This window comes from Streptomyces sp. Mut1, from assembly GCF_030719295.1.
GTDB classification, from domain to species: domain Bacteria; phylum Actinomycetota; class Actinomycetes; order Streptomycetales; family Streptomycetaceae; genus Streptomyces; species Streptomyces castrisilvae.
Map to the genome: position 1 here is coordinate 7,426,800 of NZ_CP120997.1, position 23,366 is coordinate 7,450,165.

Annotated in this window: 17 protein-coding genes; 13 read left to right on the plus strand and 4 right to left on the minus strand. The window is 73.4% G+C overall.

Annotated elements, in window-relative coordinates; all coding sequences use genetic code 11:
* Nucleotides 1-52: 52 nt before the first annotated feature.
* The 4 genes from P8A18_RS32185 to P8A18_RS32200 are packed head-to-tail and all read left to right on the plus strand — an operon-like array spanning nt 53 to nt 4,851.
* Entirely contained in the window at nt 53-610 is a 558-nt protein-coding gene (locus tag P8A18_RS32185) for a 2Fe-2S iron-sulfur cluster-binding protein (protein ID WP_306060301.1), read from the plus strand.
* On the plus strand, nt 607-1,599 hold the full coding sequence (locus P8A18_RS32190; RefSeq protein ID WP_306060302.1) for an FAD binding domain-containing protein: 993 nt from the start codon (nt 607-609) through the stop codon (nt 1,597-1,599). The genes P8A18_RS32185 and P8A18_RS32190 overlap by 4 nt, the downstream gene beginning before the upstream one ends.
* Nucleotides 1,596-3,734, plus strand: a complete 2,139-nt coding sequence (locus P8A18_RS32195) for a xanthine dehydrogenase family protein molybdopterin-binding subunit (protein WP_306060303.1) — start codon at nt 1,596-1,598, stop codon at nt 3,732-3,734. Before P8A18_RS32190 ends, P8A18_RS32195 begins: the two co-directional genes overlap by 4 nt.
* On the plus strand, nt 3,727-4,851 hold the full coding sequence (locus P8A18_RS32200) for an XdhC family protein (protein WP_306060304.1): 1,125 nt from the start codon (nt 3,727-3,729) through the stop codon (nt 4,849-4,851). The genes P8A18_RS32195 and P8A18_RS32200 overlap by 8 nt, the downstream gene beginning before the upstream one ends.
* On the opposite strand, the gene P8A18_RS32205 is transcribed toward P8A18_RS32200, so the two are convergent.
* From P8A18_RS32205 to P8A18_RS32220, 4 genes are all read right to left on the minus strand, one after another.
* Nucleotides 4,848-6,476 (minus strand): ABC-F family ATP-binding cassette domain-containing protein, encoded by a 1,629-nt coding sequence (locus tag P8A18_RS32205; RefSeq protein ID WP_306060306.1) that lies wholly within the window; start codon nt 6,474-6,476, stop codon nt 4,848-4,850. The genes P8A18_RS32200 and P8A18_RS32205 overlap by 4 nt on opposite strands.
* A 78-nt stretch (nt 6,477-6,554) precedes the next feature.
* Nucleotides 6,555-8,189 (minus strand): ribosomal protection-like ABC-F family protein, encoded by a 1,635-nt coding sequence (gene abc-f, locus P8A18_RS32210; RefSeq protein WP_306060308.1) that lies wholly within the window; start codon nt 8,187-8,189, stop codon nt 6,555-6,557.
* A gap of 261 nt (nt 8,190-8,450) precedes the next feature.
* Nucleotides 8,451-9,911, minus strand: coding sequence for a sulfatase-like hydrolase/transferase (locus P8A18_RS32215; protein WP_306060310.1), 1,461 nt, complete (start codon nt 9,909-9,911; stop codon nt 8,451-8,453).
* Nucleotides 9,908-10,861: a TauD/TfdA dioxygenase family protein gene (locus P8A18_RS32220; RefSeq protein ID WP_306060312.1), complete on the minus strand. Its 954-nt coding sequence runs from the start codon at nt 10,859-10,861 to the stop codon at nt 9,908-9,910. The genes P8A18_RS32215 and P8A18_RS32220 overlap by 4 nt, the downstream gene beginning before the upstream one ends.
* 549 nt (nt 10,862-11,410) lie before the next feature.
* Between P8A18_RS32220 and P8A18_RS32225 the strand changes: the two genes are divergently transcribed.
* From P8A18_RS32225 to P8A18_RS32260, 9 genes are all read left to right on the plus strand, one after another.
* Nucleotides 11,411-12,616, plus strand: coding sequence for an ROK family transcriptional regulator (locus tag P8A18_RS32225; protein ID WP_306060314.1), 1,206 nt, complete (start codon nt 11,411-11,413; stop codon nt 12,614-12,616).
* Nucleotides 12,617-12,716: 100 nt separating this feature from the next.
* Nucleotides 12,717-12,788 (plus strand): putative leader peptide, encoded by a 72-nt coding sequence (locus P8A18_RS34400; protein ID WP_317824983.1) that lies wholly within the window; start codon nt 12,717-12,719, stop codon nt 12,786-12,788.
* A gap of 322 nt (nt 12,789-13,110) precedes the next feature.
* Nucleotides 13,111-14,703 carry an ABC transporter substrate-binding protein gene (locus tag P8A18_RS32230; RefSeq protein ID WP_306060316.1) on the plus strand — a complete coding sequence of 531 codons (1,593 nt, stop codon included), beginning with the start codon at nt 13,111-13,113 and terminating at the stop codon, nt 14,701-14,703.
* A 1-nt stretch (nt 14,704) separates the two neighbouring features.
* Nucleotides 14,705-15,649 carry an ABC transporter permease gene (locus tag P8A18_RS32235; protein ID WP_306060317.1) on the plus strand — a complete coding sequence of 315 codons (945 nt, stop codon included), beginning with the start codon at nt 14,705-14,707 and terminating at the stop codon, nt 15,647-15,649.
* A gap of 5 nt (nt 15,650-15,654) precedes the next feature.
* On the plus strand, nt 15,655-16,542 hold the full coding sequence (locus P8A18_RS32240) for an ABC transporter permease (RefSeq protein WP_306060319.1): 888 nt from the start codon (nt 15,655-15,657) through the stop codon (nt 16,540-16,542).
* Entirely contained in the window at nt 16,539-18,395 is a 1,857-nt protein-coding gene (locus tag P8A18_RS32245) for a dipeptide ABC transporter ATP-binding protein (RefSeq protein ID WP_306060321.1), read from the plus strand. Before P8A18_RS32240 ends, P8A18_RS32245 begins: the two co-directional genes overlap by 4 nt.
* On the plus strand, nt 18,392-19,336 hold the full coding sequence (locus tag P8A18_RS32250) for a formylglycine-generating enzyme family protein (RefSeq protein WP_371933740.1): 945 nt from the start codon (nt 18,392-18,394) through the stop codon (nt 19,334-19,336). Before P8A18_RS32245 ends, P8A18_RS32250 begins: the two co-directional genes overlap by 4 nt.
* A complete protein-coding gene (locus P8A18_RS32255) occupies nt 19,333-21,648 on the plus strand; it encodes an arylsulfatase (RefSeq protein WP_306060323.1) in 2,316 nt (771 codons plus the stop codon). Before P8A18_RS32250 ends, P8A18_RS32255 begins: the two co-directional genes overlap by 4 nt.
* 163 nt (nt 21,649-21,811) lie before the next feature.
* The gene (locus P8A18_RS32260; RefSeq protein ID WP_306060325.1) at nt 21,812-23,356 is read left to right on the plus strand and encodes an MFS transporter; all 1,545 of its coding nucleotides are present in this window, start codon (nt 21,812-21,814) and stop codon (nt 23,354-23,356) included.
* Nucleotides 23,357-23,366 lie beyond the last annotated feature (10 nt).

The following is a 23,366-nucleotide window of genomic DNA, read 5'->3' on the forward strand; positions in this document are numbered from 1 at the left end:
TTCCGGCACCGTCGCGTCCGACGCTCCCGAGCAATGCGAAAGAAGGCTGATCATGGCCCCATCGACGTCCAGTGCCCTCACCCTGCACATCAATGGCGAAAAGTACACGCTGCCCGTCGACCACCGCACCACCCTGCTCGACGCCTTACGCGAGCATCTCGACCTGACGGGCACCAAGAAGGGCTGCGACCAGGGCCAGTGCGGCGCCTGCACGGTACTGCTCGACGGCCGCCGGGCCCTTTCCTGTCTCCAGCTCGCGGTGGCGGCCGAGGGGCGTGAGGTCACCACCATCGAGGGCGTGGCCGACGGCGACCGGCTGCATCCCGTGCAGCAGGCCTTCCTGGATCTCGACGGCTACCAGTGCGGGTACTGCACACCGGGCCAGATCTGCTCCGCCCTCGCGGTCATCGAGGAGCACGCCGCCGGCTGGCCCAGCGCCGTCACCGAGGACGTGCGGCCCGAAGCCGCGGCGCCCGCGCTCACCGCCGAGGAGATCCGTGAGCGGATGAGCGGCAACCTGTGCCGCTGCGGCGCGTACACGTCGATCGTGCAGGCGGTCGCGCGAGCGGCCGAGCACGCCGCCGACGAGACCAAGGAGCCCGTGGCATGAGGGAGTTCGGCTACGAACGGGCCCATGACGTCGCCGGGGCGGTCGCCCTCCTCGGCAGCGACCCCGGGGCCCGGCTGCTCGGCGGGGGCACCAACCTCGTCGACCTGATGAAGGCGGGCGTGGAGCGTCCCACGCTCCTCATCGACGTCCAGGAACTCCCCCTCGGGGACATCGGGTTCACCCCGGACGGCGGACTGCGCGTCGGCGCGACCGTCAGCAACAGCGATCTGGCGGCCCACCCCGACGTACGGCGCCACTATCCGGCCCTCGCGCAGGCGCTGCTCGCCGGGGCGTCCGGACAGCTGCGCAACATGGCGACCGTCGGCGGAAACCTCCTCCAGCGGACCCGCTGCGGCTACTTCGCCGACCTGAGCAAACCCTGCAACAAGCGCACACCCGGCAGTGGTTGTGCCGCCATCGCGGGGGAGCACCGCAACCACGCCATCCTCGGCGCGTCCGAGCACTGCGTCGCCACCCACCCCTCCGACATGGCGGTCGCCCTCGCGGCGTTCGACGCGGTCATCTCGTACGAAACGGCCGAAGGCCCCGGCGACCTGCCGATCCACGCCTTCTACCTCCCGGTGGGCGACACCCCGCACATCGAGACCGCCCTCCCGGCCGGCGCCGTCGTCACCGGCATCACGCTGCCGCCCGCACCGGCCGCCGCGCACTCCCACTACCGCAAGGTCCGCGAGCGCGCCTCGTACGCGTTCGCGATCGGTTCGGTCGCCGCCGCCCTCGACGTACGCGACGGGGTCGTACGCGATGTCCGCCTCGCGTTCGGGGCGGTCGCCTCCCGACCGTGGCGGGCGCGCACCGCCGAGCGGGCGCTGACCGGCGGCCCGGCCGACGCGGACGCCTTCGCCGCGGCGGCCGGCGCCGAACTGGCCGCCGCGAAGACGCTCCCCGCGAACGGCTACAAGGTGACGCTGATGCGCAACCTCGTCGTGGCCGTGCTCACCCGACTCGCCGAGGAGGCCGCCCGATGACCACCACCACCGGCCCGAGCGCCGCCACCGGAGCCGTCGGCTCGGGCCGCACCCGGGTGGAGGGCCGCGACAAGGTCACCGGGGCGGCCCGCTACGCGGGTGAGGTCCCCTTCGCCCGCCTCGCCCACGGCTGGCTGGTCCTCTCCACCGTGGCCAGGGGACGGATCACCGCCGTCGCGGACGGGCCCGTCCTCGCCATGCCCGGCGTCCTCGCCGTACTGCACCACGGGAACGCGCCCCGCGTCGACGCCGGCTACGTGGGGATGCTGGGCCGGCCGAACCCGGTCGTCGGGCTCTTCCAGCACGACCGCGTCCCGTTCGTCGGCTGGCCGGTGGCCCTGGTGGTGGCCGAGACGTCCGAGCAGGCCAGGGAGGCGGCCGAAGCGCTCGCCGTCAGCTACGAGGAGGAGCCGCACGACGTGGCGTTCCGCGCCGGACGCGACGACGCCTACCGGCCCGAGGACTCCCCGATGGTGCGGGCGGACGCCGAGAAGGGCGACCTGGAGGCGCGGATCGGGGGCGCCGCGTTCCTCGTGGACGAGGAGTACACCACTCCCGAGGAACACCACTGCGCGATGGAGCCGCACGCCGCGACCGCCCGCTGGGACGACGGCCGGCTCGACGTCATCGACTCCAACCAGGGCAGCACCTGGGTGAGCGCCGAACTCGCCCAGCTCTTCTCCCTGGACCCGGCATCGGTGCGGGTGCGCTCCGAGCACATCGGCGGCGCCTTCGGCTCCAAGGGTCTGAGCGCCCACCAGGTCGCCGCCGTCATGGCCACCACCCTCCTCCAGCGGCCCGTACGCGTCGTCATGACCCGCCGTCAGATGTTCTCGCTCGTCGGCTACCGCAGCCCCACGGCCCAGCGCGTCAGGCTCGCGGCCGACGCCGACGGCAGGCTGCGCGCCTTCGACCACGAGGCGCTGAACCTCACATCGACCGTGCACGAGTTCGTCGAGACGAGCGCGGTGCTGGGGCGCGTCCTGTACGACGCCGACGCCCACCGCAGCCGCCACCGCGTGGTACGGCTGGACGTGCCGACACCGACCTGGATGCGTGCCCCCGGGGAGGCGCCCGGTTCCTTCGCCATCGAATCGGCCCTCGATGAACTGGCCGGGAAATGCGGTGTGGACCCGATCGCGCTGCGGGTGCGCAACGAACCCGCGACGGGCCCGGTGTCCGGCCTGCCGTTCAGCAGCCGCAACCTGCTCGCCTGCTTCGAGGAAGGCGCCCGCAGGTTCGGCTGGGCGGACCGCGACCCGCGCCCCGGCCTGCGCCGAGAGGGCCGCTGGCTGCTCGGGACCGGCACGGCCGCCGCCTCCTACCCCTCCGGGGTCGGCCGGTCGACGGCCGCCGTGACCGCCGAGGCCGACGGCACCTTCACCGTACGGATCAACGCCGCGGACATCGGGACCGGCGCCCGTACCGCCATGGCGCTCGTCGCCGCCGACGCCCTTCAGGTGAACCCGGACCGCGTCCGCGTACGCATCGGCGACAGCGACCTGGGCCCCGCCGCGATCGCTGGTGGCTCCACCGGCACCCGCTCCTGGGGCTGGGCGGTCCGGCTCGCGGCGAGCGATGTGCGCGAACGGCTGGCCCTGGGCGGCGCCGTCCCGCGGGAGGGAATCACCGCCCGCTCGGACACCGCCGACGCCATCGAGGCCCTCCCGGAGCAGGAAAGGCACTCCTTCGGCGCGCAGTTCGCCGAGGTCGCCGTGGACATCACCACCGGCGAGGTACGCGCCCGCAGACTGCTGGGGATCTTCGCCGCGGGCGTCATCGTCAACCCGCTCACCGCCCGCAGCCAGCTCATCGGCGGCATGACCTGGGGTCTTTCCATGGCGCTGCACGAGGAGGCCGTCCGCGACGAGGCGTCGGGCGGTCACGTCAACGCCGACCTCGCCGGATACCACGTCGCCGCCCACGCCGACGTGCCGCTCATCGAGGCGGACTGGGTGGACGACCACGTGCCCGGCGACCCCGTCGGCATCAAGGGCATCGGCGAGATCGGCGTCGTCGGCGTCGCAGCCGCCGTCGCCAACGCGGTGTGGCACGCGACGGGCGTCCGCCACCGGCACCTGCCGATCCGCCCCGACCGGGTCCTGCGAGCGGCGGGTGACACCCCGGGTGCTTGAGATCGCCGACCGGCTGCACCCCTGGTTCGAGGACGGCCGGGACTTCGCCGTCGCCACGGTCGTGGCCGTCGACGGCAGCGCGCCACGCGGCCCCGGCGCCGCCCTGGCCGTCGACCGGGACGGAACCGTCGTGGGCTCCGTCTCCGGGGGCTGCGTGGAAGCGGAGGTGTACGAGCTCTGCGAACAGGCCCTGGACGACGGGCGGACCGTGCGCCGGCGCTTCGGGTACAGCGACGAGGACGCCTTCGCCGCCGGTCTCACCTGCGGCGGCGTCATCGACATCCTGATCGCACCGGTGCGCCCGGCCGCACCGGTGCTGCGGGCTGCGGTGGCGGCCGCGACCCGGCGGGAGGCGGTGGCGCTCGCCCGGGTGGTGCGCGGCCCCGACGACCTGCTCGGCGGGGCGCTGTCCGTGTCGGCCGACGGAGCGTACGAGGGGCATATCGGCGGCCGTCCGGAACTCGGCCGGTCGGCCGCCGCCGAGGCCCGCGCCATGCTGGACACCGGCCGCACCGGCACCGTCGAGATCGCCGAGGGCGGCTCGCACTGCCCCGGCGGCCTGACGCTCCTCGTCGAGTCGAGCCTGCCCCCGCCCCGCATGATCGTCTTCGGCGCCGTGGACTTCGCGACCGCGCTCGTCCGGGCGGGCGCGTTCCTCGGCTACCACGTCACCGTGTGCGACGCCCGGCCGGTCTTCGCCACCCGGGCCCGCTTCCCCGAGGCCGACGAGGTGGTGGTCGACTGGCCGCACCGCTATCTGCGGAGCACCACGACCGACGACCGGACCGTCCTGTGCGTCCTCACCCACGACACCAAGTTCGACGTGCCCCTCCTGGAGGCGGCCCTGCGGCTGCCCGTCGCGTACGTCGGCGCGATGGGCTCCCGCCGCACCCACCGGGAGCGCAACCGGCGCCTGCGTGAAGCCGGAGTCACGGAAGACGAGTTGACCCGGCTGCACTCCCCGATCGGCCTCGACCTCGGTGCCCGCACACCCGAGGAGACCGCCCTGTCCATCGCGGCGGAGATCGTCGCGGTGCGCCGGGGCGGCACGGGCACCCCGCTCACCGGCTCGCACACCCCCATCCACCGCGATCCCGGACAGGAGAGCAGACCCTAAGGGCTGTCCAGGCGCAGTTCGCGCCCCCGCCACCGCCGGCGCAGCCAGCGGTCGTGGCCGGCCACCACGACCGCGCCGGGCCCGGGGCCGAGCGCCTCCTCCAACTCGTCGCACAGCCTGGGCGAGAGATGGTTCGTGGGCTCGTCCAGCAGCAGCAGTTCCGGCGGGCGGGCCATCAGCAGGGCGAGGGCGAGCCTGCGCCGCTGACCCGCCGACAACTGCCCCACCGGCTTGTCCGCGTCCGCCTCGTGCAGCAGACCGAGCGAGGCGAGCGGCACCCGCTCCGCCCGCTCGACGCCCAGCACACCCTCGTACGTGTCGCCGACGGTACGGTCCGGCCGGGCGAACACGGTGTCCTGCGTGAGGACCCCGACGCTCAGACCCGGCCGCCGGTCCATCTCGCCCCGAGCGCCGAGCCGCCCGGCGAGCACCGCGAGAAGCGTCGACTTGCCCGCCCCGTTGCCACCCGTGACCAGCAGACGTTCGGACGCCGCGATGTCGAGGCGGTTGACGGCCAGCCGGCCCGGGACCCGCACCCCGCGCAGGGACACCAGGGTGCCCGGCACGGACGGCTCGGCGCGGGCGGTGTAGCGGAAGCGCAGCGGTGCGGGCGGCTCCGCGACCTGGCGGCGCTCCAGCTCGTCGAGGCGGCGGGAGGCGTTGCGCACCCTGCGTGCGATCTGGCTCTGCACCCGGCCCGCCCGCAGCCCGTACCCCATCTTCTCGCTGTCGCGGGGCCCGCGGTCCGGCGCGACCCGGCGTGCGGTCACCGCGGCGGAGCGGCGCAGGGCCCCGATCTCCTCCTGCTCCTCGGCGTACCGCCGCTCCCACCGCGCCCGCTCCGCCCGCTTCCCGGCCAGATAGTCGCTGTACCCGCCCCCGTACCGCACGGGTCCGTCCACTGCCGGATCGAGGTCGATCAGATCCGTGCAGACGGCGTCGAGGAAGGCCCGGTCGTGACTGGCGATCACCACGGGCCCCGGCATCGTGCGCAGTTGCTCCTCCACGAACGCGGCGGCCTCGTCGTCCAGATGGTTGGTCGGTTCGTCCAGCAGCAGGGCGGACGGCCGCCGCACCAGCAGCGCGGCGAGCGCCAGCCGGCCGCGCTGCCCGCCCGACAGCGAACCGAGGGTCCGCCCGTGCGGCAACGCGGCGAGGCCGAGCCCGCCGAGCAGGACGGCCGCGCGCCGGTCGGCGTCCCAGGTCTCCCGTTCCTCGGCCTGTTCGAGACGCCGGCCGTACGTCTCCAGGAGTTCCGCGTGGTCCGGGGCGCTCTCGGGCGTACGGGCGAGCAGCCCGGAGAGCCGGTCGAGTTCCGCCAGGTCCGCGCGGGCCTCGCGCAGCGCGTCGTCCAGGACGCCGGCGACGGTGGAGTGCGCGTCGAAGGGCATCTCCTGGTGCAGGAAGCCCACATCGGCGGGCCGGGTGACCTGGCCGGCGTCGGGCTCGTCCGCTCCGGCGAGCAGCCGCAGGAGGGTCGACTTCCCGACGCCGTTCTCGCCGATCAGCCCGATGCGGTGGCCGGGCGACGCGGTGAGCGACAGCCCGTCGATGACCCGTTGCGTGCCGAGGGTGCGGACGAGGTCGTGGGCGAGCAGGGCGGGCGGCGGGGTGGTGGCGGGCATGGGTACCTCCGACGTGATCGGTTCTGGGCCCGCCGGGCACGGGGCCTCGGGCGCGGGCCTGGACGGCACGTCAGCGGTTCACGTCTGCGGGGCCCCCGTCTCCCGCAGCTCTCCGCCGGCCAGCCGGAGCCACCGCTCCACCCCGATCCGCTCCAGGAACCGCTCGTCGTGGCTGACCACCACGAACGCCCCGCGATAGGAGGCGAGCGCGCTCTCCAGCTGACCGGCGCTGACCAGGTCGAGGTTGTTGGTCGGCTCGTCCAGGAGCAGCAGCTGCGGGGCCGGCTCCGCGCACAGCACGCAGGCCAGCGTGGCCCGCAGCCGTTCGCCGCCCGACAGCACACCGGCCGGCAGGTGGGCGCGGTCACCGCGGAAGAGGAATCGGGCCAGCAGGTTCATCCGCTCGGCCTCCGTCCGGTGCGGGGCGAAAGCGGCGAAGTTCTCGGCCACCGTCCGGTCGAGGTCGAGCAGGTCGAGGCGTTGCGAGAGGTAGGCGATCCGCCCGTCGGCACGCTTGATCAGGCCGCCGTCCAGCTCCAGGTCGCCGTTGACCAGCCGCAGCAGGGTGCTCTTGCCCGCGCCGTTGGGCCCGGTCAGCGCGATGCGTTCGGGCCCCCGGACCGTCAGGCCGGCACCCTCGCCCGTGAACAGCTCCCGGCCGCCGAGGCGGATGCGCATCCGTTCGCCGAGCAGGACCGTGCGCCCGGCGGGCACGTCGGTGTCCGGCAGGTCGAGCGTGAGGTGCTGTTCATCGCGTACGGCACGCCCCGCCTCGTCGAGCCGGGCCTGGGCCTCGCCGACCCGGGAGGCGTGCGTCTGGCCGGCCCGGCCCGCAGACTCCTGGGCACCCCGCTTCATGTTTCCGGCGAAGATGCGCGGGAGTCCGGCGTTCTTGAGGTTGCGCGCCGCGTTGCTCGCGCGGCGCTCGGCCCGTTCGCGGGCCTGCTGCATCTCGCGCTTCTCCCGCTTCAGCTCCTGCTCGGCGTTGCGGACGTTCTTCTCGGCCACCTCGCGCTCGGCCCGCACAGCCTCCTCGTAGGCCGTGAAGTTGCCCCCGTACAGGCGTAGTTCCTCCGGTCCGAGTTCGGCGATGCGGTCCATGCGGTCCAGGAGCGCGCGGTCGTGACTGACCAGGAGCAGCGTGCCGCTCCACGCCTCCAGCGTCTCGTAGAGGCGGTGGCGGGCGTCGAGGTCGAGGTTGTTGGTCGGCTCGTCCAGCAGCAGGACGTCCGGCCGCTTCAGGAGCTGGGCGGCCAGACCCAGCGAGACGACCTGGCCGCCGCTGAGCGTGCCGATGCTCCGGTCCAGGGCAATGCCGTCCAGCCCGAGCCGGTCGAGCTGGGCACGGGTGCGCTCCTCGATGTCCCAGTCGTCGCCGATGACGGCGAAGTGCTCCTCGCCCACGTCACCGGACTCCACGGCGTCCAGTGCGCGGATCACCGCGTCGACGCCGAGCACCTCGGCCACCGACAGGCCGCCGGTCAGGGGCAGGCTCTGCGGGAGGTAGCCGAGCGTGCCGTCGACGGTGACGGAACCGGCGGTGGGCCGCAGCTCACCGGCGATCAGCTTCAGCAGCGTGCTCTTCCCTGAGCCGTTGGGGGCGACGAGCCCGGTGCGGCCGTTGCCCACCGTGAAGGACAGGCCCGCGAAGACCGGCGTGTCGTCGGGCCAGGAGAAGGAAAGGTTCGAGCAGATGACGGGTGCGTCGGACATGCGTGAGACCTCGCGTGTGAACCCGGGGTCGGCACGGACCGCGGCCCCGGAGGAATGGCCAAAGGGAACAACGACATGGCCACCGCGGCGGCGCCCTCGGCGCCCGCTGTGGCTATCGGCCCCGGGTATCACCCGGAGATGTCGTCGTCGCCTGCCATGTCTGGTCTCCTCGGTACACGCTGAACAGCGTGACAATCCTAGCAGGAGGTCCGGTCCCGCCTCCGGCCCAGGGCCGCGGGACGGAGGCGGGACCGGACCGCGTCAGGGGCGCGGGCGATGGCCGAAACGGGCCCCCTCCCACGGTGTGCCGTCCGGGAACGACTCCGCGCGGCGCTGCCCGGCCGGGCGCGCCGGAGCCCGTTCCACGGTGGGCTTCGCGCCCTCGATCCGCTCCAGCCAGCCGAGCAGCTCCCGGCGCAGCTCGTCGGCGACCGCGCGGTGCGATTCCAGGCCGGCGAGATTGTCCAGCTCGTACGGGTCGGCCGCCAGGTCGTACAGCTCCGTCTCCGTGTAATGGTCCGCGTCCGGGTCGTTCCAGGCGTCCGCGCCGGGTGCCTGGACGGCGTACTTCCAGCGGGAGGTGCGCACCGCGCGCCCCACCCGGTCCTCGCTGATCTGGACGAACGCGGAATCCGGCCGGCCGGGATCGCGGCCCCCACCGGTCAGCGGCAGCAGGGAGCGCCCCTGCACCCCCGGCGGAACGGTGAGCCCCGCGGCCGCCAGCAGCGTCGGCATCAGGTCCAGCGTGCCGACGGGCCGGCGGACGAGCCCGCCGCCCGTGAAGCCGGGGCCGGTGACGGCGAGCGGGACCCGGACCGACGCCTCGTGGGCGGAGCGCTTGTACTCGCTGTTGCGGGTACGGAAGTGGGAGCCGTGGTCCGCCGTCCACGCCAGGACCGTGTTCTCCTCGGTGCCCAGGCTCCGCAGGGCGTCGCGGAGCCGGCCCACCCCCTCGTCGACCCGCTTGATCTGCCCGAGGTACCCGCCCAGGTGACGGTGGGCTCCGCCCTGCGCGGCACCCGGCGAGAGCGCGGCCAGGTCCGGCGGCAGCCAGGCACCCTCGTACCGCTCGCGGTAGCCGTCCGGGGCCGGGTAGTCGTCCGTGGGGTTCTGGTGGTGCGGCTCCAGGAGGGAGAGGAAGAGGAGGTAGGGCCGGTCGTGGTGGTCGGCCACGAAGCGGATCGCCGCGTCGATCAGCGCGTCGGAACGGTAGCCGGGCAGCCGGACCGGTTCCCCGTCCTCGTCGTACACCACCGTGCGGTACGTGTCCGAGGTGAATTCGAGCCTGTCCGAGGCGAGCCAGCTGTCGTAGCCGCCCCGCCGTCCGGGCGGTACGGGGCCGTCGGGATTGTCGTCACCCGCCAGGTGCCACTTGCCGATGTAGCCGGTGGCGTATCCGGCCGCCGCGAACTCGCCGGCCAGCGTGGGGATGCCCTGGGGGAGCGGCAGCCCATTGCGGAAGACGCCGGCCGACGTCGGGTAGCGGCCGGTCTGGAGCGCCGAACGGGCCGGAGCACAGACCGGGTTGGGCGTGATGGCCTGCTCGAACAGGGTGCCCTCGCGGGCGATCCGGTCGAACTCGGGTGTCACGCCCGCCCGGTTGCCGTGCACACCGGCCGTGTCCCAGCGCTGCTGGTCGGTGAGGACCACGATCACCTGAGGGGGCGCCCCGGCGGGCGGCGCCGGAGCGCCGCCCGCCGGGAGTGCGGAGTACGCGCTCACGCAGCCGGCGCCTCGGCGTTGGAGGCGCCCGACGCGATACCGAAGGACGGGTCCGGGACCGCCTCCGGGCTGATCAGGGTGGAGGAGCGGCCGTCGACACCGACCGGGACGTCCCCGTCGATGGTGACGCGGCGCAGCTTGCGCTCGTGGGTGTCGGAGTCGTCCACGCCGTAGTGCTGGGTGGCGCGGTTGTCCCAGATGGCGACGTCGCCCACCTGCCAGTCCCAGCGCACGGTGTTCTCCGGGCGCTCGATGTGGGACTGGAACAGGTCGACCAGGGCCCGCGAGTCGCGGCCGGTCAGACCGCTGACGCGCTGTACGAAGTTGCCCAGCAGCAGGACGCGCTCACCGGTCTCGGGGTGGACGCGGACCACCGGGTGCTCGGTGAGGAACTTCGTGGAGGTGAACACCTCCCGGTACTGCTCCAGCGCCTCCGGCAGGGCGTTGGGCCGCACCGACACATAGTCGTAGTCGTTGGAGTGGACGGCCCGCAGACCGTCCGCCAGGGTGCGCAGCTGCTCGGGCAGCTCCGCGTAGGCGGCGGCCGTGTTGGACCACAGGGTGTTGCCGCCGTACGGGGGGATCACGACGGCCCGCAGGATGGAGAAGGCCGGGTAGGCGGGGACGAAGGTGACGTCGGTGTGCCACTGGTTGGCCCGGCCGCCGTGGTCGGAGTCGATGCCGAGCGAGTAACGGCCGTCCGCCGAGGGGACGGTCGGGTGGGCGACGGGCGTGCCGAGCAGCCGGCCGAAGGCCTCGTGGCTCTCCTCGTCCAGGTGATCCTGGCCGCGGAAGAAGATCACCTTGTTGGCGAGCAGGGCGTCCCGGACGGCGGTGACCGTCTCCGGGGCGAGGTCGCCGCCGAGGCGGACACCGGAGACGACGGCGCCGATGCGGCCGCCGAGCTTCTGGACGGTGACGGCGGGTGCGGCGGTGGTGGTGGAGGACATGACGGATTCCCTTCGGGAGGACGTGCTCGTCCCCGGCCGGAGATACGGCGCGGCCGACGGCGAGCTGATTAATCTTGGAGAGGAAGTAATTCGGGCGGAACGCGGCCCACGGGTGGAGACGGGGCGATGCCCGGCGCGACGGTGCGCGGGATCGGGGCGTTGACGCGGGAGCGCGGTGAGGTGTCCGCCGGTCAGGCGGCGGTACAGGGGCCCGGACACACGGGCTGCGGTGCGGGGCGGCCGGCGCGGGCGGGCCGCGCATCGGGAAGTGCCGTCGCGAACATGTCCCGGAGACTTCCAGCGCCCCGCCGCGTACGTCAAGCGCCCTCCGGCACCCCGCAGGGCGTGCGGCAGTGGTTCAATCGGCGCCTGCACGCGGCCCCCATCCCTCCGGAAGCACGCCCAAAAACCCAGCCCGACCTGGGATTTCATCCATGGTGTCGGGTAGCGGGCGAAGGCCGGTACCGGGTCGGGTGACAGGCCCCGCGCGATTTCACGCCGCCGTAACGTTGCGAGCGCCCGCCGGCGCAGGACCGAAGGAAGGCCCTCATGACTGCCGCTCCCCGCCTCTTCCGCGCCACCGGTGACGGACGGCGCGAGACCAACGCCGCCACCGTGCTGCGGACCGTCCTGGACCACGGACCCGTCGCCCGCCGGGCGATCGCCGAGCGCTCCGGCCTGAGTCAGGCCGCCGTCTCGCGGCAGTGCACCGACCTCGTGAACCTGGGCCTGGTGCGGGAGCTGCCGGAGCTGGTCGCCAGCAACGGGGTGGGCCGCCCGCAGATCCCGGTCGACCTGCACACGGGGGAGGGCGACGGGCCCCTGGCCGCCGGCGTCCACATAGGGGTGCCCTACTCGACGTTCGGGCTGCTGGACCTGCGTGGCCGCCTGCTCGACCGGCGCGCCTTCCCGCACGACGGCATCGCCCCCGGCGACCTGCCGGCGAAGATCGTCCGGGGGCTGCGCGCCTTCCTCCGGGTCGCCGGGCGCGGCAGGCGGCTGCTGGGGGTGGGCGCGGCCCTGGGCGGCTGGGTCGACCCCGGCACGGGCACGGCCGTGCGGCACGCCATGCTCGGCTGGGCCGGCCGTCCGCTGGCCGCCGAACTCGCCCGTGGCCTGGACGGCTTCGAGGTGCGCGTCGACAACCACGCCCGCGCGGTCGCCCAGTCGGAGATCCTCTTCGGCCGGCCCGAGGCACGGCGGAGCCTGGTCCACCTGTTCATCGGCAACGTGGTCGACGCGGCGCTCGGCATCACCGGGGTGGTCCACCAGGGGCCGGGGTCCGGTGCCGGGGACGTGGCACACCTGCCCGTGCCGGACTCCACGGTGGTCTGCCCGTGCGGCCGGTCCGGCTGCCTGGAGGCGACGGTCTCCAACGTCGCCATGGCGCGGACGGCCGTACGCCGGGGCATCGTGCCCTGGCCGGACGCGTTGCTGGTGGTGGACGCGGCGGCGGCGGGGGACCGGCGGGCGGACCGGCTGCTGCGCGAGCGGGCCCGCGCGGTCGGCCGGGCGACCGCCCTGCTGCTCGACGTCCTCAACCCGGACCTGGTCGTCGTCACCGAGCACGCCAGCCTGATCAATCCCGAGTACCTGGAGGAGATCAGGGGCGCGGCGGTCGACCACTCGCACGTCTGCCAGGACCCCGAACGCATCGTCAGTCCGCATGCCGGGACGGCCGTCCTCCCCGTCGCGGCCGGCGCCGTCGTGCTGAACTCCCTTTTCAGAAGCCCCCTGACGGCGTCCCTGCGGTAGCCGCACGCTGGGGGCGGACAGACGCGTCGTACCAGGATGCGGACGCGGCAGGTTGACCGCCCGCCGAGGCCGCTGTCATATTGCTCCCGTGAACCCGGACATGCGCCTCATCTCCCGCAGGCACGTCGACCTCTGTCGGCAGGCCAGCGCGGTCTGTGCCGTCCACAGCTGACCCGGACCGCAGTTCCCAGGGCTTTCGCCCGGCCGCTCCCGTCGCCCCGCTGACCCGTCTCCGGGGAGCCGTACTCCCCGGGCACCGTCGGATCACCCGGGCCCGGTTCCTCGTCACGGCCCGGCCGGCCGCACACTCCTCCTCGCGGCGGGCTCCCTCTCTTCCGCCTCCGTGCTGATGCCGTGCGCCGCCCACGCGGCCCGGCACGTCCTTCGATCAGCGCCGCCCCGTCGCTCCATTTATCCCGCAGCGGAACGAATGCGGCCCCGCGCGCCGGCGCGCCCTCACCTTCACCCTTCCTCACCGTCACAGGCAGGCATCGATGACCGAGCTGTACCCCTTCACGCCCTCCGGACCGACCCGGCGCTCCACCCTGCGCGCCGCAGGCGGCGGCGCCCTGCTCCTCGGACTGGGTCTTGCGGGCTGCCGCTCGGCGGTGTCCAACACCTCGTCCAGCCCGCAGGGCGCGAGCGCCGCACCCCACCGCGGCGGCGTGCTGAACGTCGCCGTCAACGCCGACTTCACGCCCGCCCTGCTGTTCGCCCAGAGCGGCCAGTCGCTCCAGCAACGGCTGATCTACAACACCCTCACCCGTTACGACGACGACCTCCGCCCGAAACCCGAGCTCGCCACCTCCTGGACGTATGCCAAGGACGGCCGCAGCATCACGCTGCGGCTGCGTGACGACGTGACCTTCCACAACGGGCGCGAGTTCACCGCCGACGATGTCGTCTTCGCCGTGAAGAACCTTCAGAACCCGGTACGCGCGGCCCAGTTGCGCAGCACGGCGGCCACGATCACCGGGTTCGAGAAACGCGGCGACCACGAGCTGGTCCTCAAGCTGGCCCACCCGGTCAACAACCTTTTCGACCTGTTCGAGTTCATGATCATCACGGACCCGGAGAGCGTCGAGGACGCCGTCGCCGGGAAGAAGTTCATCGGAACCGGCCCGTTCAAGCTGAAGAAGTGGAGCCCCGGCTCCGGCCTGAGCCTCACCCGCAACGACGCGTACTGGCAGCCCGGCCGCCCCTACCTCGACGGGGTCGAGCTACGGGTGATAGCCCAGGCCGACGCGCTGATCTCCTCGCTGCGCTCCGGTCAGTCCCAGCTCTCCTTCGACGTCCCCGGCAAGAGCATCGGCGTCGTCAAGAGCGAATCCGGCCTCACCATCAGCGACTACGACACCGGCGCCGGAGCCATCTACCTCGGCGTCAACACCACCGTCGCCCCGCTGAACGACCGGACCGTCCGCCAGGCACTTGCCCGGGCCGTCGACCGCGACCGGCTGGTCGCCCAGACCCTCGGCGGCTACGGTCTCGCCTCCGCCGCGCCCTGGCCCAAGTCCTCGCCCGCCTTCACCGAGGCCCACCGCACCCACTACACCCACGACCCCGCGAAGGCGCGGGCGCTCCTGAAGTCCGCCGGGCACAGCAGGCTCGACCTTCCGATGCTGCACATCGCGCTGCCCGGCGAAACGGCGATCGCCGAGTCCATCCAGTACGACCTGAAGCAGATCGGCGTCCACGTCACGCTCCAGCCCACCGACGGGGCCACCGCGCAGAAGAAGCTGATCTCGCAGGGCATGCCGGCCCTGTGGTCCATGGGACACGGATTCGCCCAGGTGCAGCCCTCCACCCTCGCCGTGAGCGCGTACCCCTTCAACGAGGCGAAGAACACGTCCAGATACCGCTCCGCCGAGTACACCGAGGTCGTGCAGGAGGCCTGGACGAAGCCGGAGACCGACACGGCCGCCGCCAACGCCCTCCACGAGAAGATCTCCTCCATCCTCCTGGACGAGGCGTTCCTCATCGACCTCGTCGTGCGCGGGCAACTCCAGGTCTCCGCCGCCCGGCTGCACGGCGTGACGCTCAACAAGTTCTCCTACCTCAACCTCGACAACGCCTACCTGGTGTGACATGCGCACCTACCTGATCCGGCGGCTGCCGTCCGCCCTCCTCGTCCTGCTCGCCGCCTCCTTCCTGATCTTCACCATCCTCCGGCTGGTCCCCGGCGACCCCGCCACCACACTCGCCGGACCCGACGCGGACGCGGCGACCGTCGCCGCGATCCGTGGCCGGCTCGGCCTCGACGCACCCCTGCTCACCCAGTACGCCCACTGGATCGGCTCGCTCCTGACGGGCGACCTCGGACCCTCGTACGCCATCGGCGGACAGACCGCCGACCTCATCGGCGACGGCCTCGGCGCCACCACCGAACTCACCGTGGCCGCCCTCGTGTTCGTGATCGTGCTCGGCACGGCGTTCGGTGTGCTGGGGGCCACCTCGCGCAGCCGCTGGCTCACGGCCGCCGTCCGCGTGATCACCACCGCCGCCCTGGCCGTACCGCCCTTCGTCAGCGGGGTCCTGCTCGTCCTGCTCTTCGCCGTCGCCCTCCCGGTGCTTCCGCCGGGCGGCCGGGTCGCCTTCCTGACCGCCCCCGACCTCGCCGTCCAGTACCTGGTGCTGCCCGCGCTCTGCCTGGCGCTGCCCAGCGCCGCCGTACTCGGCCGCTACCTCAAGGACGGCATCGAACGCGGCCTCGCCGAGGACTACATCCGCACCGCCACCGCCGCCGGAATCGCCCCGCGCCGGCTGCTGTGGCGCCACACCCTGCCCAACGCCCTCCCGCCCGTCGTCACCCTGCTCGGCATGCAGGTCGGCAACCTGCTCGGCGGAGCCGTACTCGTCGAGGCGATCTTCGCCTGGCCCGGCCTCGGCCAGCTCGCCGAGCAGGGCCTCCAGCGCCGCGACTACCCGGTCGTCCAGGACCTCCTGCTGCTCCTGGTCGCCGTCTTCGTCCTCGTCCAGCTGCTCACCGACCTCGTGCACGCCTGGCTCGACCCCCGGATCAGGTGGGAGTAACCCTGATGACCCCGACGACCGACCTCCTCACCGCCGCCCCGCCCCCGGCCGCCCGCAAGGCGCGCCGCCCGGCCCGCAACCGCCACCCCTACCGCAGCGCCCTGTCCACCGCCCGCGCCCGCACCGGCCTGGTCCTCGTCGGCGCGGTGGTCCTCGCCGGGCTGCTCGCCCCGCTCATCGCCGGACACGGGCCCACCGACCAGAGCGGCCAGAGCCTCGCCGCCCTCGGCACCCCCGGGCACCCACTGGGCACCGACGACCTCGGCCGGGACCTGCTCAGCCGGGTCCTGTACGGCATCCGCGCCGACCTCGGCATCATCGCGCTCGCCGTGCCGGCGGGGGCCGTGCTCGGCTGCCTGTTCGCCCTCGTCGCGGCCGCCCACCCGGTGGCCGACGTCGTCGTGCAACGGGTCTTCGACCTCCTCCTCGCCTTCCCCGGCCTGATCCTGGCGCTCGCCGTCACCGCGATCCTGGGCCCGGGACGCATCCCCGTCGTCCTCGTCATCGCCCTCGCCGAAGTCCCCGTGTTCGGCCGGCTGCTGCGCAGCGGGGTCCTCGTCCAGCGGGAACGCGAGTACGTCACCGCCGCCCGGGTCGGCGGGAGTTCGGCCCCCAGGCTGCTCGTCCGGCACATCCTGCCCAACGCGGCCGACCCGCTCGTCGTGCAGATCGCCGTCTCGCTGACCGTCGCCGTCTTCATCGAGGGAGCGATGAGCTTCCTCGGCGTAGGCGTACGGCCACCGGAACCCACCCTGGGAGCCGTCCTCAGCCAGTCCATGCCCTACCTCGCCCAGTCACCCCACTTCGCCGCCGGCCCCCTGATCACCGTGACCGCGCTCGTCCTCGGACTCTCGCTCGTCGCCGAGGCGCTCAACCGGGAGATACGCCGATGACCGCCCAGGAACTGCTGGAGGTCCGTGACCTCGGCATCGAGTTCACCGCCCCCGACGGGTCGCCGCTGCGCGCCGTGCGCGGCCTCTCGTTCACCCTGCGCCGGGGGGAGACCCTGGCCGTCGTCGGCGAGTCCGGCTCCGGCAAGTCGACCACCGCGCTCGCCCTGACCCGGATGCTGCCGGGCACCGGCCGCATCACCACCGGCACCGTCCGCCTGGAGGGCCGGGACCTGGCCGCCGCCGGGGACGAGGAGCTGCGGGCGGTGCGCGGCGCCCGCATCGGCATGATCTTCCAGGACCCGATGACCGCCCTCAACCCCGTCCTCACGGCGGGCCGCCACATCGAGGAGGTCCTCCGCGCCCACGGCAACCGCGACAGGGCCGCCCGCCGCGCCCGTGCCGTCGAACTCCTGGACCGGGTCGGCATCCCCGAGCCGCACCGCCGCGCCGGCGACCACCCGCACCAGTTCTCCGGCGGCCAGCGTCAGCGCGTCCTCATCGCGATGGCCCTCGCCGGCGAACCCGACATCCTCCTCGCCGACGAACCCACCACCGCACTGGACGCCACCGTCCAGGACCAGATCCTCACCCTCCTCGCCGACCTCAACCGCGAGACCGGCACCGCGCTCGTCCTCATCACGCACAACATGGGCGTCGTCGCCCGCGCCTGCGAACGTGTCCTCGTCATGTACGGCGGCACTGTCGTGGAGGACGGCCCCACCGCCGAGGTGCTCACCCGCCCCCGCCACCCCTACACCGCGGGCCTCCTGGCCGCCGTACCCCGCCTCGCCACCCCCTCCGGCACCCGCCTCACCGGCATCCCCGGCAGCCCGCCCGACCTGACCCTGCTCGGTGACGGCTGCGCCTTCGCCGACCGCTGCACCCTCGTCGAGGACCGCTGCCGCACCGCCACCCCGCCCCTCGCACGGGTGGCGGCGGACGTACGGGTGGCCTGCCTGCCCGCCGCCGGACGCACCGGACCCCTGCCCGCCCCCGCCCCGCCCGCCCCCATCGACCGCCCCGCACCCGGCGCGGTCGTCCTGGAGGCGGACGGCCTGACCAAGACCTACGGGGGCCGCGGCTCCCGCAGGCGCGGGGCACCGGCACTCGACGGGGTGTCGCTGACCCTCGCGCAGGGCGAGACCCTGGGCATCGTCGGCGAGTCCGGCTCCGGCAAGTCGACCCTGGCCCGGGTGCTGGCCCACGCCCACAGCGCGGACGGCGGCACCCTGCGACTGCGCGGCGAGGACATCACCCGGCCCTCCCGGCGGGCGCTGCACACGGTGCGCCGGCAGATCCAGATGGTGTTCCAGGACCCCTACGCCTCGCTCAACCCCCGCCTGACGGTGGGCGAGATCGTCGCCGAACCCCTGATCGCCTTCGGCCTCGGGGACCGGGACACCCGCCGGGCGCGCGTCGCGGAACTCCTCGAACTGGCCGGCCTCGACCCCGCCGTCGCCGCCCGGCACCCCCGCTCCTTCTCCGGCGGCCAGCGCCAGCGCATCGGCATCGCCCGCGCCCTCGCCCCCGAACCCTCCGTCCTCATCTGCGACGAACCCGTCTCCGCGCTCGACGTCTCCGTGCAGGCACAGATCGTCGGCCTGCTCACCGACCTCCAGCGCGACCTGGGCCTGTCCCTCGTCTTCATCGCCCATGACCTCGCGGTCGTCCGGCAGGTCAGCCACCGCATCGCCGTCATGCACCGGGGCCGCGTCGTGGAGACCGGCAGCGCCGACGAAGTCTGCGAGCACCCCCGTGACCCGTACACCCGCGCCCTGCTCGCGGCGGCGCCCGAACCCGTACCCCCGGCCGCCCGTGCCGAGCACGCCGAGAAGACGGGAGCCCTCGCATGAGCGCGTGCTGCGCACCGGGCCGCCCGTGCGCCGGCGTACTGCCCCTGCCGTCGGTGCGCCGGACCGCCCCGCCGCCGGCCGTGGCCCAGCGGCGGATGGCCGAACTGCCCGGCGGGGTCTTCCGGATGGGCGACGCCTTCGGCGAGGGCTACCCCGCCGACCGCGAGGGCCCGGTGCGCGAGGTGACCGTGGCCCCCTTCGCCATCGACACCACCGCCGTCAGCAACGCCGACTGGGCCCGCTTCGCCGACGCCACCGGCTACCGCACCGACGCCGAACGGTACGGCAGCTCCTACGTGTTCCACCTGCTCCTCGCCCCGGCCGCCACCCGCCACGTCATCGGGCAGGTGCCAGGCGCGCCCTGGTGGCTCGGCGTCGAGGGCGCCGGCTGGAACGCCCCCGGCGGGCCCGGCTCCTCGGCCGAGGACCGGCCCGACCACCCCGTCGTCCACATCTCCCACGACGACGCCCGCGCCTACTGCGACTGGGCCGGGCTGCGCCTGCCCACCGAGGCCGAGTGGGAGTACGCCGCCCGCGGCGGACTCGACGGCGCCCGCTACCCGTGGGGTGACGAACTCACCCCCGGCGGACGCGAGATGTGCAACATCTGGCGCGGCGCCTTCCCGCACCGCTCCGAGCGGCCCGGCGGCCGCACCGGCACGGTGCCCGTCACCGCGTACGCCCCCAACGGCCACGGCCTCCACAACACCTCGGGCAACGTCTGGGAGTGGTGCGCCGACGCCTTCGGACCCGGCGAACGCGTCATCCGCGGCGGCTCCTACCTGTGCCACGCCTCGTACTGCAACCGCTACCGCGTCGCCGCACGCTCCCACAACACCCCCGACTCCTCCACCGGCCACGGCGGCTTCCGCTGCGCCCGCGACCTCACCCCGCGCCTTCCCCCGCCCGCCCCGACCCACGACGGAGCCTCCCGCCGATGACCACCAGCACCCGCCGCGACCCCTACGACGGCTTCCCCGGCCGCGTCGGCCGTACCTTCGCCGCCTCCGAACCGGCCTGGCCGGCCGCCCGCACCCCGGGCGAGAAGGCCCCCAACATCGTCGTCGTCCTCATCGACGACATGGGCTACAGCGACATCGGCCCCTTCGGCTCCGAGATCGAGACGCCCACCCTGGACGCCCTGGCCGAGGACGGCGTACGCCTGAGCAACTACCACACCATGCCGCTGTGCTCCCCGGCCCGCGCAGCCCTCCTCACCGGCCTCAACCCGCACCGCGTCGGCTACGCCATGGTCGCCAACTCCGACCCCGGCTTCCCCGGTTACGGAATGGAGATCGCCGACGACATCCCCACCCTCGCCGAACTCCTCCACGACACCGGCTACGCCACCTACGCCGTCGGCAAATGGCACCTGGTCCGCGACTCCGCCTCCAACGCCGCCGACGACCGCGACAACTGGCCGCTGCGCAAGGGATTCGACCAGTACTACGGCGTCCTGGAGGGACTGACCAGCCTCTTCCACCCGCACCAGCTCGTCCGCGACAACAGCCCGCTGGACATCGACGAGTTCCCCGACGACTACTACTACACCGACGACATCACCGACCAGGCCGTCTCCATGGTGAAGTCGCTGCGCGCCCACGACCCGGACAAGCCCTTCTTCCTCTACCTCGCGCACAACGCCGTCCACGGACCCCTCCAGGCCAAGGAGGAGGACATAGCCCGCCACCGCGGACGATACGACGAGGGCTGGGACGTGCTGCGCGAGCGCCGCTTCGCCGCCCAGCTCGCCGACGGCCTCTTCCCGCCCGGTACCGAACTGCCCGAACGCAACAGCGAGGCCGGGCTCGACGTGCCCGCCTGGGACAGCCTCACCGAGGAGCAACAGCGGCTGTACGCCCGCTACATGGAGGTGTACGCGGCCCTGGTCGACAACATCGACCAGAACCTCGGCCGGCTCACCGCCACCCTCGACGCCCTCGGCGAACTCGACAACACCATCATCGTCTTCACCTCCGACAACGGAGGTACCGGCGAGGGCGGCGCGGAAGGCACCCGCTCCTACTTCAGCCGCTTCGTCCACCACCCCGCCCTGCCCGGCGACTGGACCCCCGACGTCGACCGCGACCCCGGACTCATCGGCGGGCCGCGCAGCCTGGTGCACTACCCGCGCGGCTGGGGCATGGCCTCCGACACGCCCTTCCGCCTCTACAAGGGCCACACCTACGCGGGCGGCGTCCGCGTGCCCTTCGTACTGTCCTGGCCCAGGGGCACCCGCGAGGGCCGGCTCGCCCCCGGGCTGCGCCCGCAGTACCAGTACGTCACCGACATCGCGCCGACCCTGCTGGAGCTGGCCGGCCTGGAGCGCCCGGAACAGCGGCGCGGCGTCACACTCCAGGAGCCGGACGGCGTCAGCCTCGCACCCGTGCTCGCCGACCCGGAACACGCCTCCACCCACCCCGAGCAGTACTGCGAGATGACCGGCAACCGCAGCTACTACCGGGACGGCCGCAAACTCGTCACCCTTCACCGGCCCGGCGCGCCCTACGACGACTCCGAGTGGGCGCTCTACGACATCAGGACCGACCCCACCGAGATCCACGACCTGGCCGCCCGGCAGCCCGGCCTCGTCAAGGAACTCTCCGCCGCCTGGGAGCAGGCCGCCTGGCGCAACGGCGTCTTCCCGCTCCCCGACGGCAGCGGGGCGCTCGCCCGGCGCAACCCGGCCGAGCAGCGCCTCACGCGCCCGCTGACCCTGCTGCCCGGCACCCCGGAGCTGGAGCGCTACCGCTCCTCGCGGCTGGTCGCCCTGCGCTCCTTCGAGATCGCCGTCGCGATCGAGGAGACGGGGGAGGGGGTGCTCGTCTCGCACGGCGACCAGGGCGGCGGCTACAGCCTGTACGTCGAGGACGGCCGCCTGCGCTTCGCGTACAACGAGTACGGCGTGCTCCACGAGAGCGACGCCGGGCCCCTGGCGCCCGGTGAGCACCTCGTCGTCCTCGCGGCCACGGCGCAGACGGGTCTGCGCTGGAGCTTCGCGGTCGGCGTCGACGGCGAGGAACGGGCGACCCCGCCGAGCGTTCACCAGCTCATCGGGATGGCCCCCTTCCAGGGCATCAGCGTCGGCGTCGACCGCAAGTCACCCGTCTCCTGGCCACTGTTCGAACGCCACCGCTCCTTCCGCTACCGGGGCCGGCTGCGGTCGGTGACCTACACCCCCGGTGAGCCCGGCCCCGACTCCCCGGAGGCAGTGGCGGCGGCGCTGAAGGAGGCGGCGGCCGCCTTCGAGTGAGCCCCGGCCGGCGCCGGCGGTCCCCGGACCGCCGGTGCCGGCCGCCCGTCCGCCGTACCCGGAGATCGATTCGCGACGGCACACGGGCAGGTCTAACGTCGGGGGAGTGAACGATCGCGTTCACTGACGGCACACGAGCGCCGGCGAACGAACGTACGAACCTATGACGGGCTCCCACGCGACAACCCCGAAGGCCACCGAAACCCCTAGGAAGGGGCGAGGCGGCGGGATCGCCCTGCTCGTCATCTGCTCGTGCCAGCTGATGGTGGTCCTCGACATCACCATCGTGAACATCGCCCTCCCGCACATCCAGACCGCCCTGGGCTTCTCCACCGAGAACCTCTCCTGGGTGATCAACGCCTACACGCTGACGTTCGGCGGTCTGCTCCTGCTGGGCGGGCGGCTGGGCGACATCCTGGGTCGGCGCAGGGTCTTCATGACCGGCGTCGCCCTGTTCGTCCTCGCCTCGCTGCTCGGCGGCCTCGCCCAGGAGTCGTGGCAGCTGCTCGCCGCCCGGTCCCTCCAGGGCGTCGGGGGCGCGATCGCCTCGCCCACCGCGCTCTCCCTCATCACGACGACCTTCCGCGAAGGGCCCGCCCGCAACCGGGCGTTCGGCGTGTTCGCGGCCGTCTCCGCGGGCGGCAGCGCCATCGGGCTGCTCGCGGGCGGCCTGCTGGTGGAGTGGCTGGACTGGCGGTGGATCTTCTTCGTCAACGTGCCCATCGGTGTGCTCATCGTGCTCGCCACCCGCCGCTACATCGCGGAGTCCGAGCGCCGCCCGGGGCGCTTCGACGTCATCGGCGCCCTCACGGCGACACTGGGCATGGTGTGCCTGGTCTACGGCTTCATCCGGGCCTCCGAGGAGGGCTGGAGCAACGCCCTCACCCTGGGCGCGTTCGCCGCGGCCGTGGTGCTGCTCGGGCTGTTCATCGCGATCGAGAACCGGTCCCGGCAGCCCATCACACCGCTGTGGATGTTCCGCGACCGCAACCGCGCGGGCACCTACGGAATGATGCTGAGCCTCGCCGCGGCGATGTTCGGGATGTTCTTCTTCCTCACCCTGTTCGTGCAGAACATCCTGGGCTTCAGCCCCCTGCGCACCGGCCTGGCCTTCCTGCCGGTCAGCGTCGTCATCGCGATCGGCGCCGGATTCACCTCCCGGCTGCTGCCGCGCTGGGGCCCCAAGCCCTTCATGGTGACCGGGGCCGTGCTCGCGGCGGTGGGCCTGGGCTGGCTCACACAGACCGACGTGCACAGCTCGTACCTGGGAAGTCTGCTCGGCCCGGTGCTGGTGTTCGGCCTCGGTATGGGCCTGCAGTTCGTGTCGCTGACGCTGATGGCGCTGTCCGGCGTCGCACCCCACGAGTCCGGCGCGGCCTCCGGAATCCTCAACACCACACAGCAGGTGGGCGGATCCCTCGGCCTGTCCATCCTCGTCACGGTCTTCGGCACGGCCAGCCGCAACGAGGCGACGGACCAGGTGCCGAAGTTCATGGCCGAGGCGACGCCGGCGCAGCTGGCACAGTTCCGCAGGACCGGACAGCTCCCGGGCCACTGGGGCGACCAGGTGCTGGCCTCGGGCGTCTCCACGGCCTTCCTCGCCGCCGCGGCCTTCGCCCTCGTCGCCGCGCTCATCGCGCTGTTCGTCATCCAGGTGCGCCCCTCGGACCTGGAGCGGCTGCGCGGCAGCGGCCGGCCGGGCCCGTGAGCACCCGGCC

Coding starts and splice junctions, on each gene's coding strand:
- abc-f (WP_306060308.1), bottom strand. CDS start 8,189: ATGTCCGACGCACCCGTCATCTGCTCGAACCTTTCCTTCTCCTGGCCC.
- P8A18_RS32195 (WP_306060303.1), top strand. CDS start 1,596: ATGACCACCACCACCGGCCCGAGCGCCGCCACCGGAGCCGTCGGCTCG.
- P8A18_RS32185 (WP_306060301.1), top strand. CDS start 53: ATGGCCCCATCGACGTCCAGTGCCCTCACCCTGCACATCAATGGCGAA.
- P8A18_RS32230 (WP_306060316.1), top strand. CDS start 13,111: ATGACCGAGCTGTACCCCTTCACGCCCTCCGGACCGACCCGGCGCTCC.
- P8A18_RS32245 (WP_306060321.1), top strand. CDS start 16,539: ATGACCGCCCAGGAACTGCTGGAGGTCCGTGACCTCGGCATCGAGTTC.
- P8A18_RS32260 (WP_306060325.1), top strand. CDS start 21,812: ATGACGGGCTCCCACGCGACAACCCCGAAGGCCACCGAAACCCCTAGG.
- P8A18_RS32205 (WP_306060306.1), bottom strand. CDS start 6,476: ATGCCCGCCACCACCCCGCCGCCCGCCCTGCTCGCCCACGACCTCGTC.
- P8A18_RS32235 (WP_306060317.1), top strand. CDS start 14,705: ATGCGCACCTACCTGATCCGGCGGCTGCCGTCCGCCCTCCTCGTCCTG.
- P8A18_RS32255 (WP_306060323.1), top strand. CDS start 19,333: ATGACCACCAGCACCCGCCGCGACCCCTACGACGGCTTCCCCGGCCGC.
- P8A18_RS32225 (WP_306060314.1), top strand. CDS start 11,411: ATGACTGCCGCTCCCCGCCTCTTCCGCGCCACCGGTGACGGACGGCGC.
- P8A18_RS32190 (WP_306060302.1), top strand. CDS start 607: ATGAGGGAGTTCGGCTACGAACGGGCCCATGACGTCGCCGGGGCGGTC.
- P8A18_RS32250 (WP_371933740.1), top strand. CDS start 18,392: ATGAGCGCGTGCTGCGCACCGGGCCGCCCGTGCGCCGGCGTACTGCCC.
- P8A18_RS32240 (WP_306060319.1), top strand. CDS start 15,655: ATGACCCCGACGACCGACCTCCTCACCGCCGCCCCGCCCCCGGCCGCC.
- P8A18_RS32220 (WP_306060312.1), bottom strand. CDS start 10,861: ATGTCCTCCACCACCACCGCCGCACCCGCCGTCACCGTCCAGAAGCTC.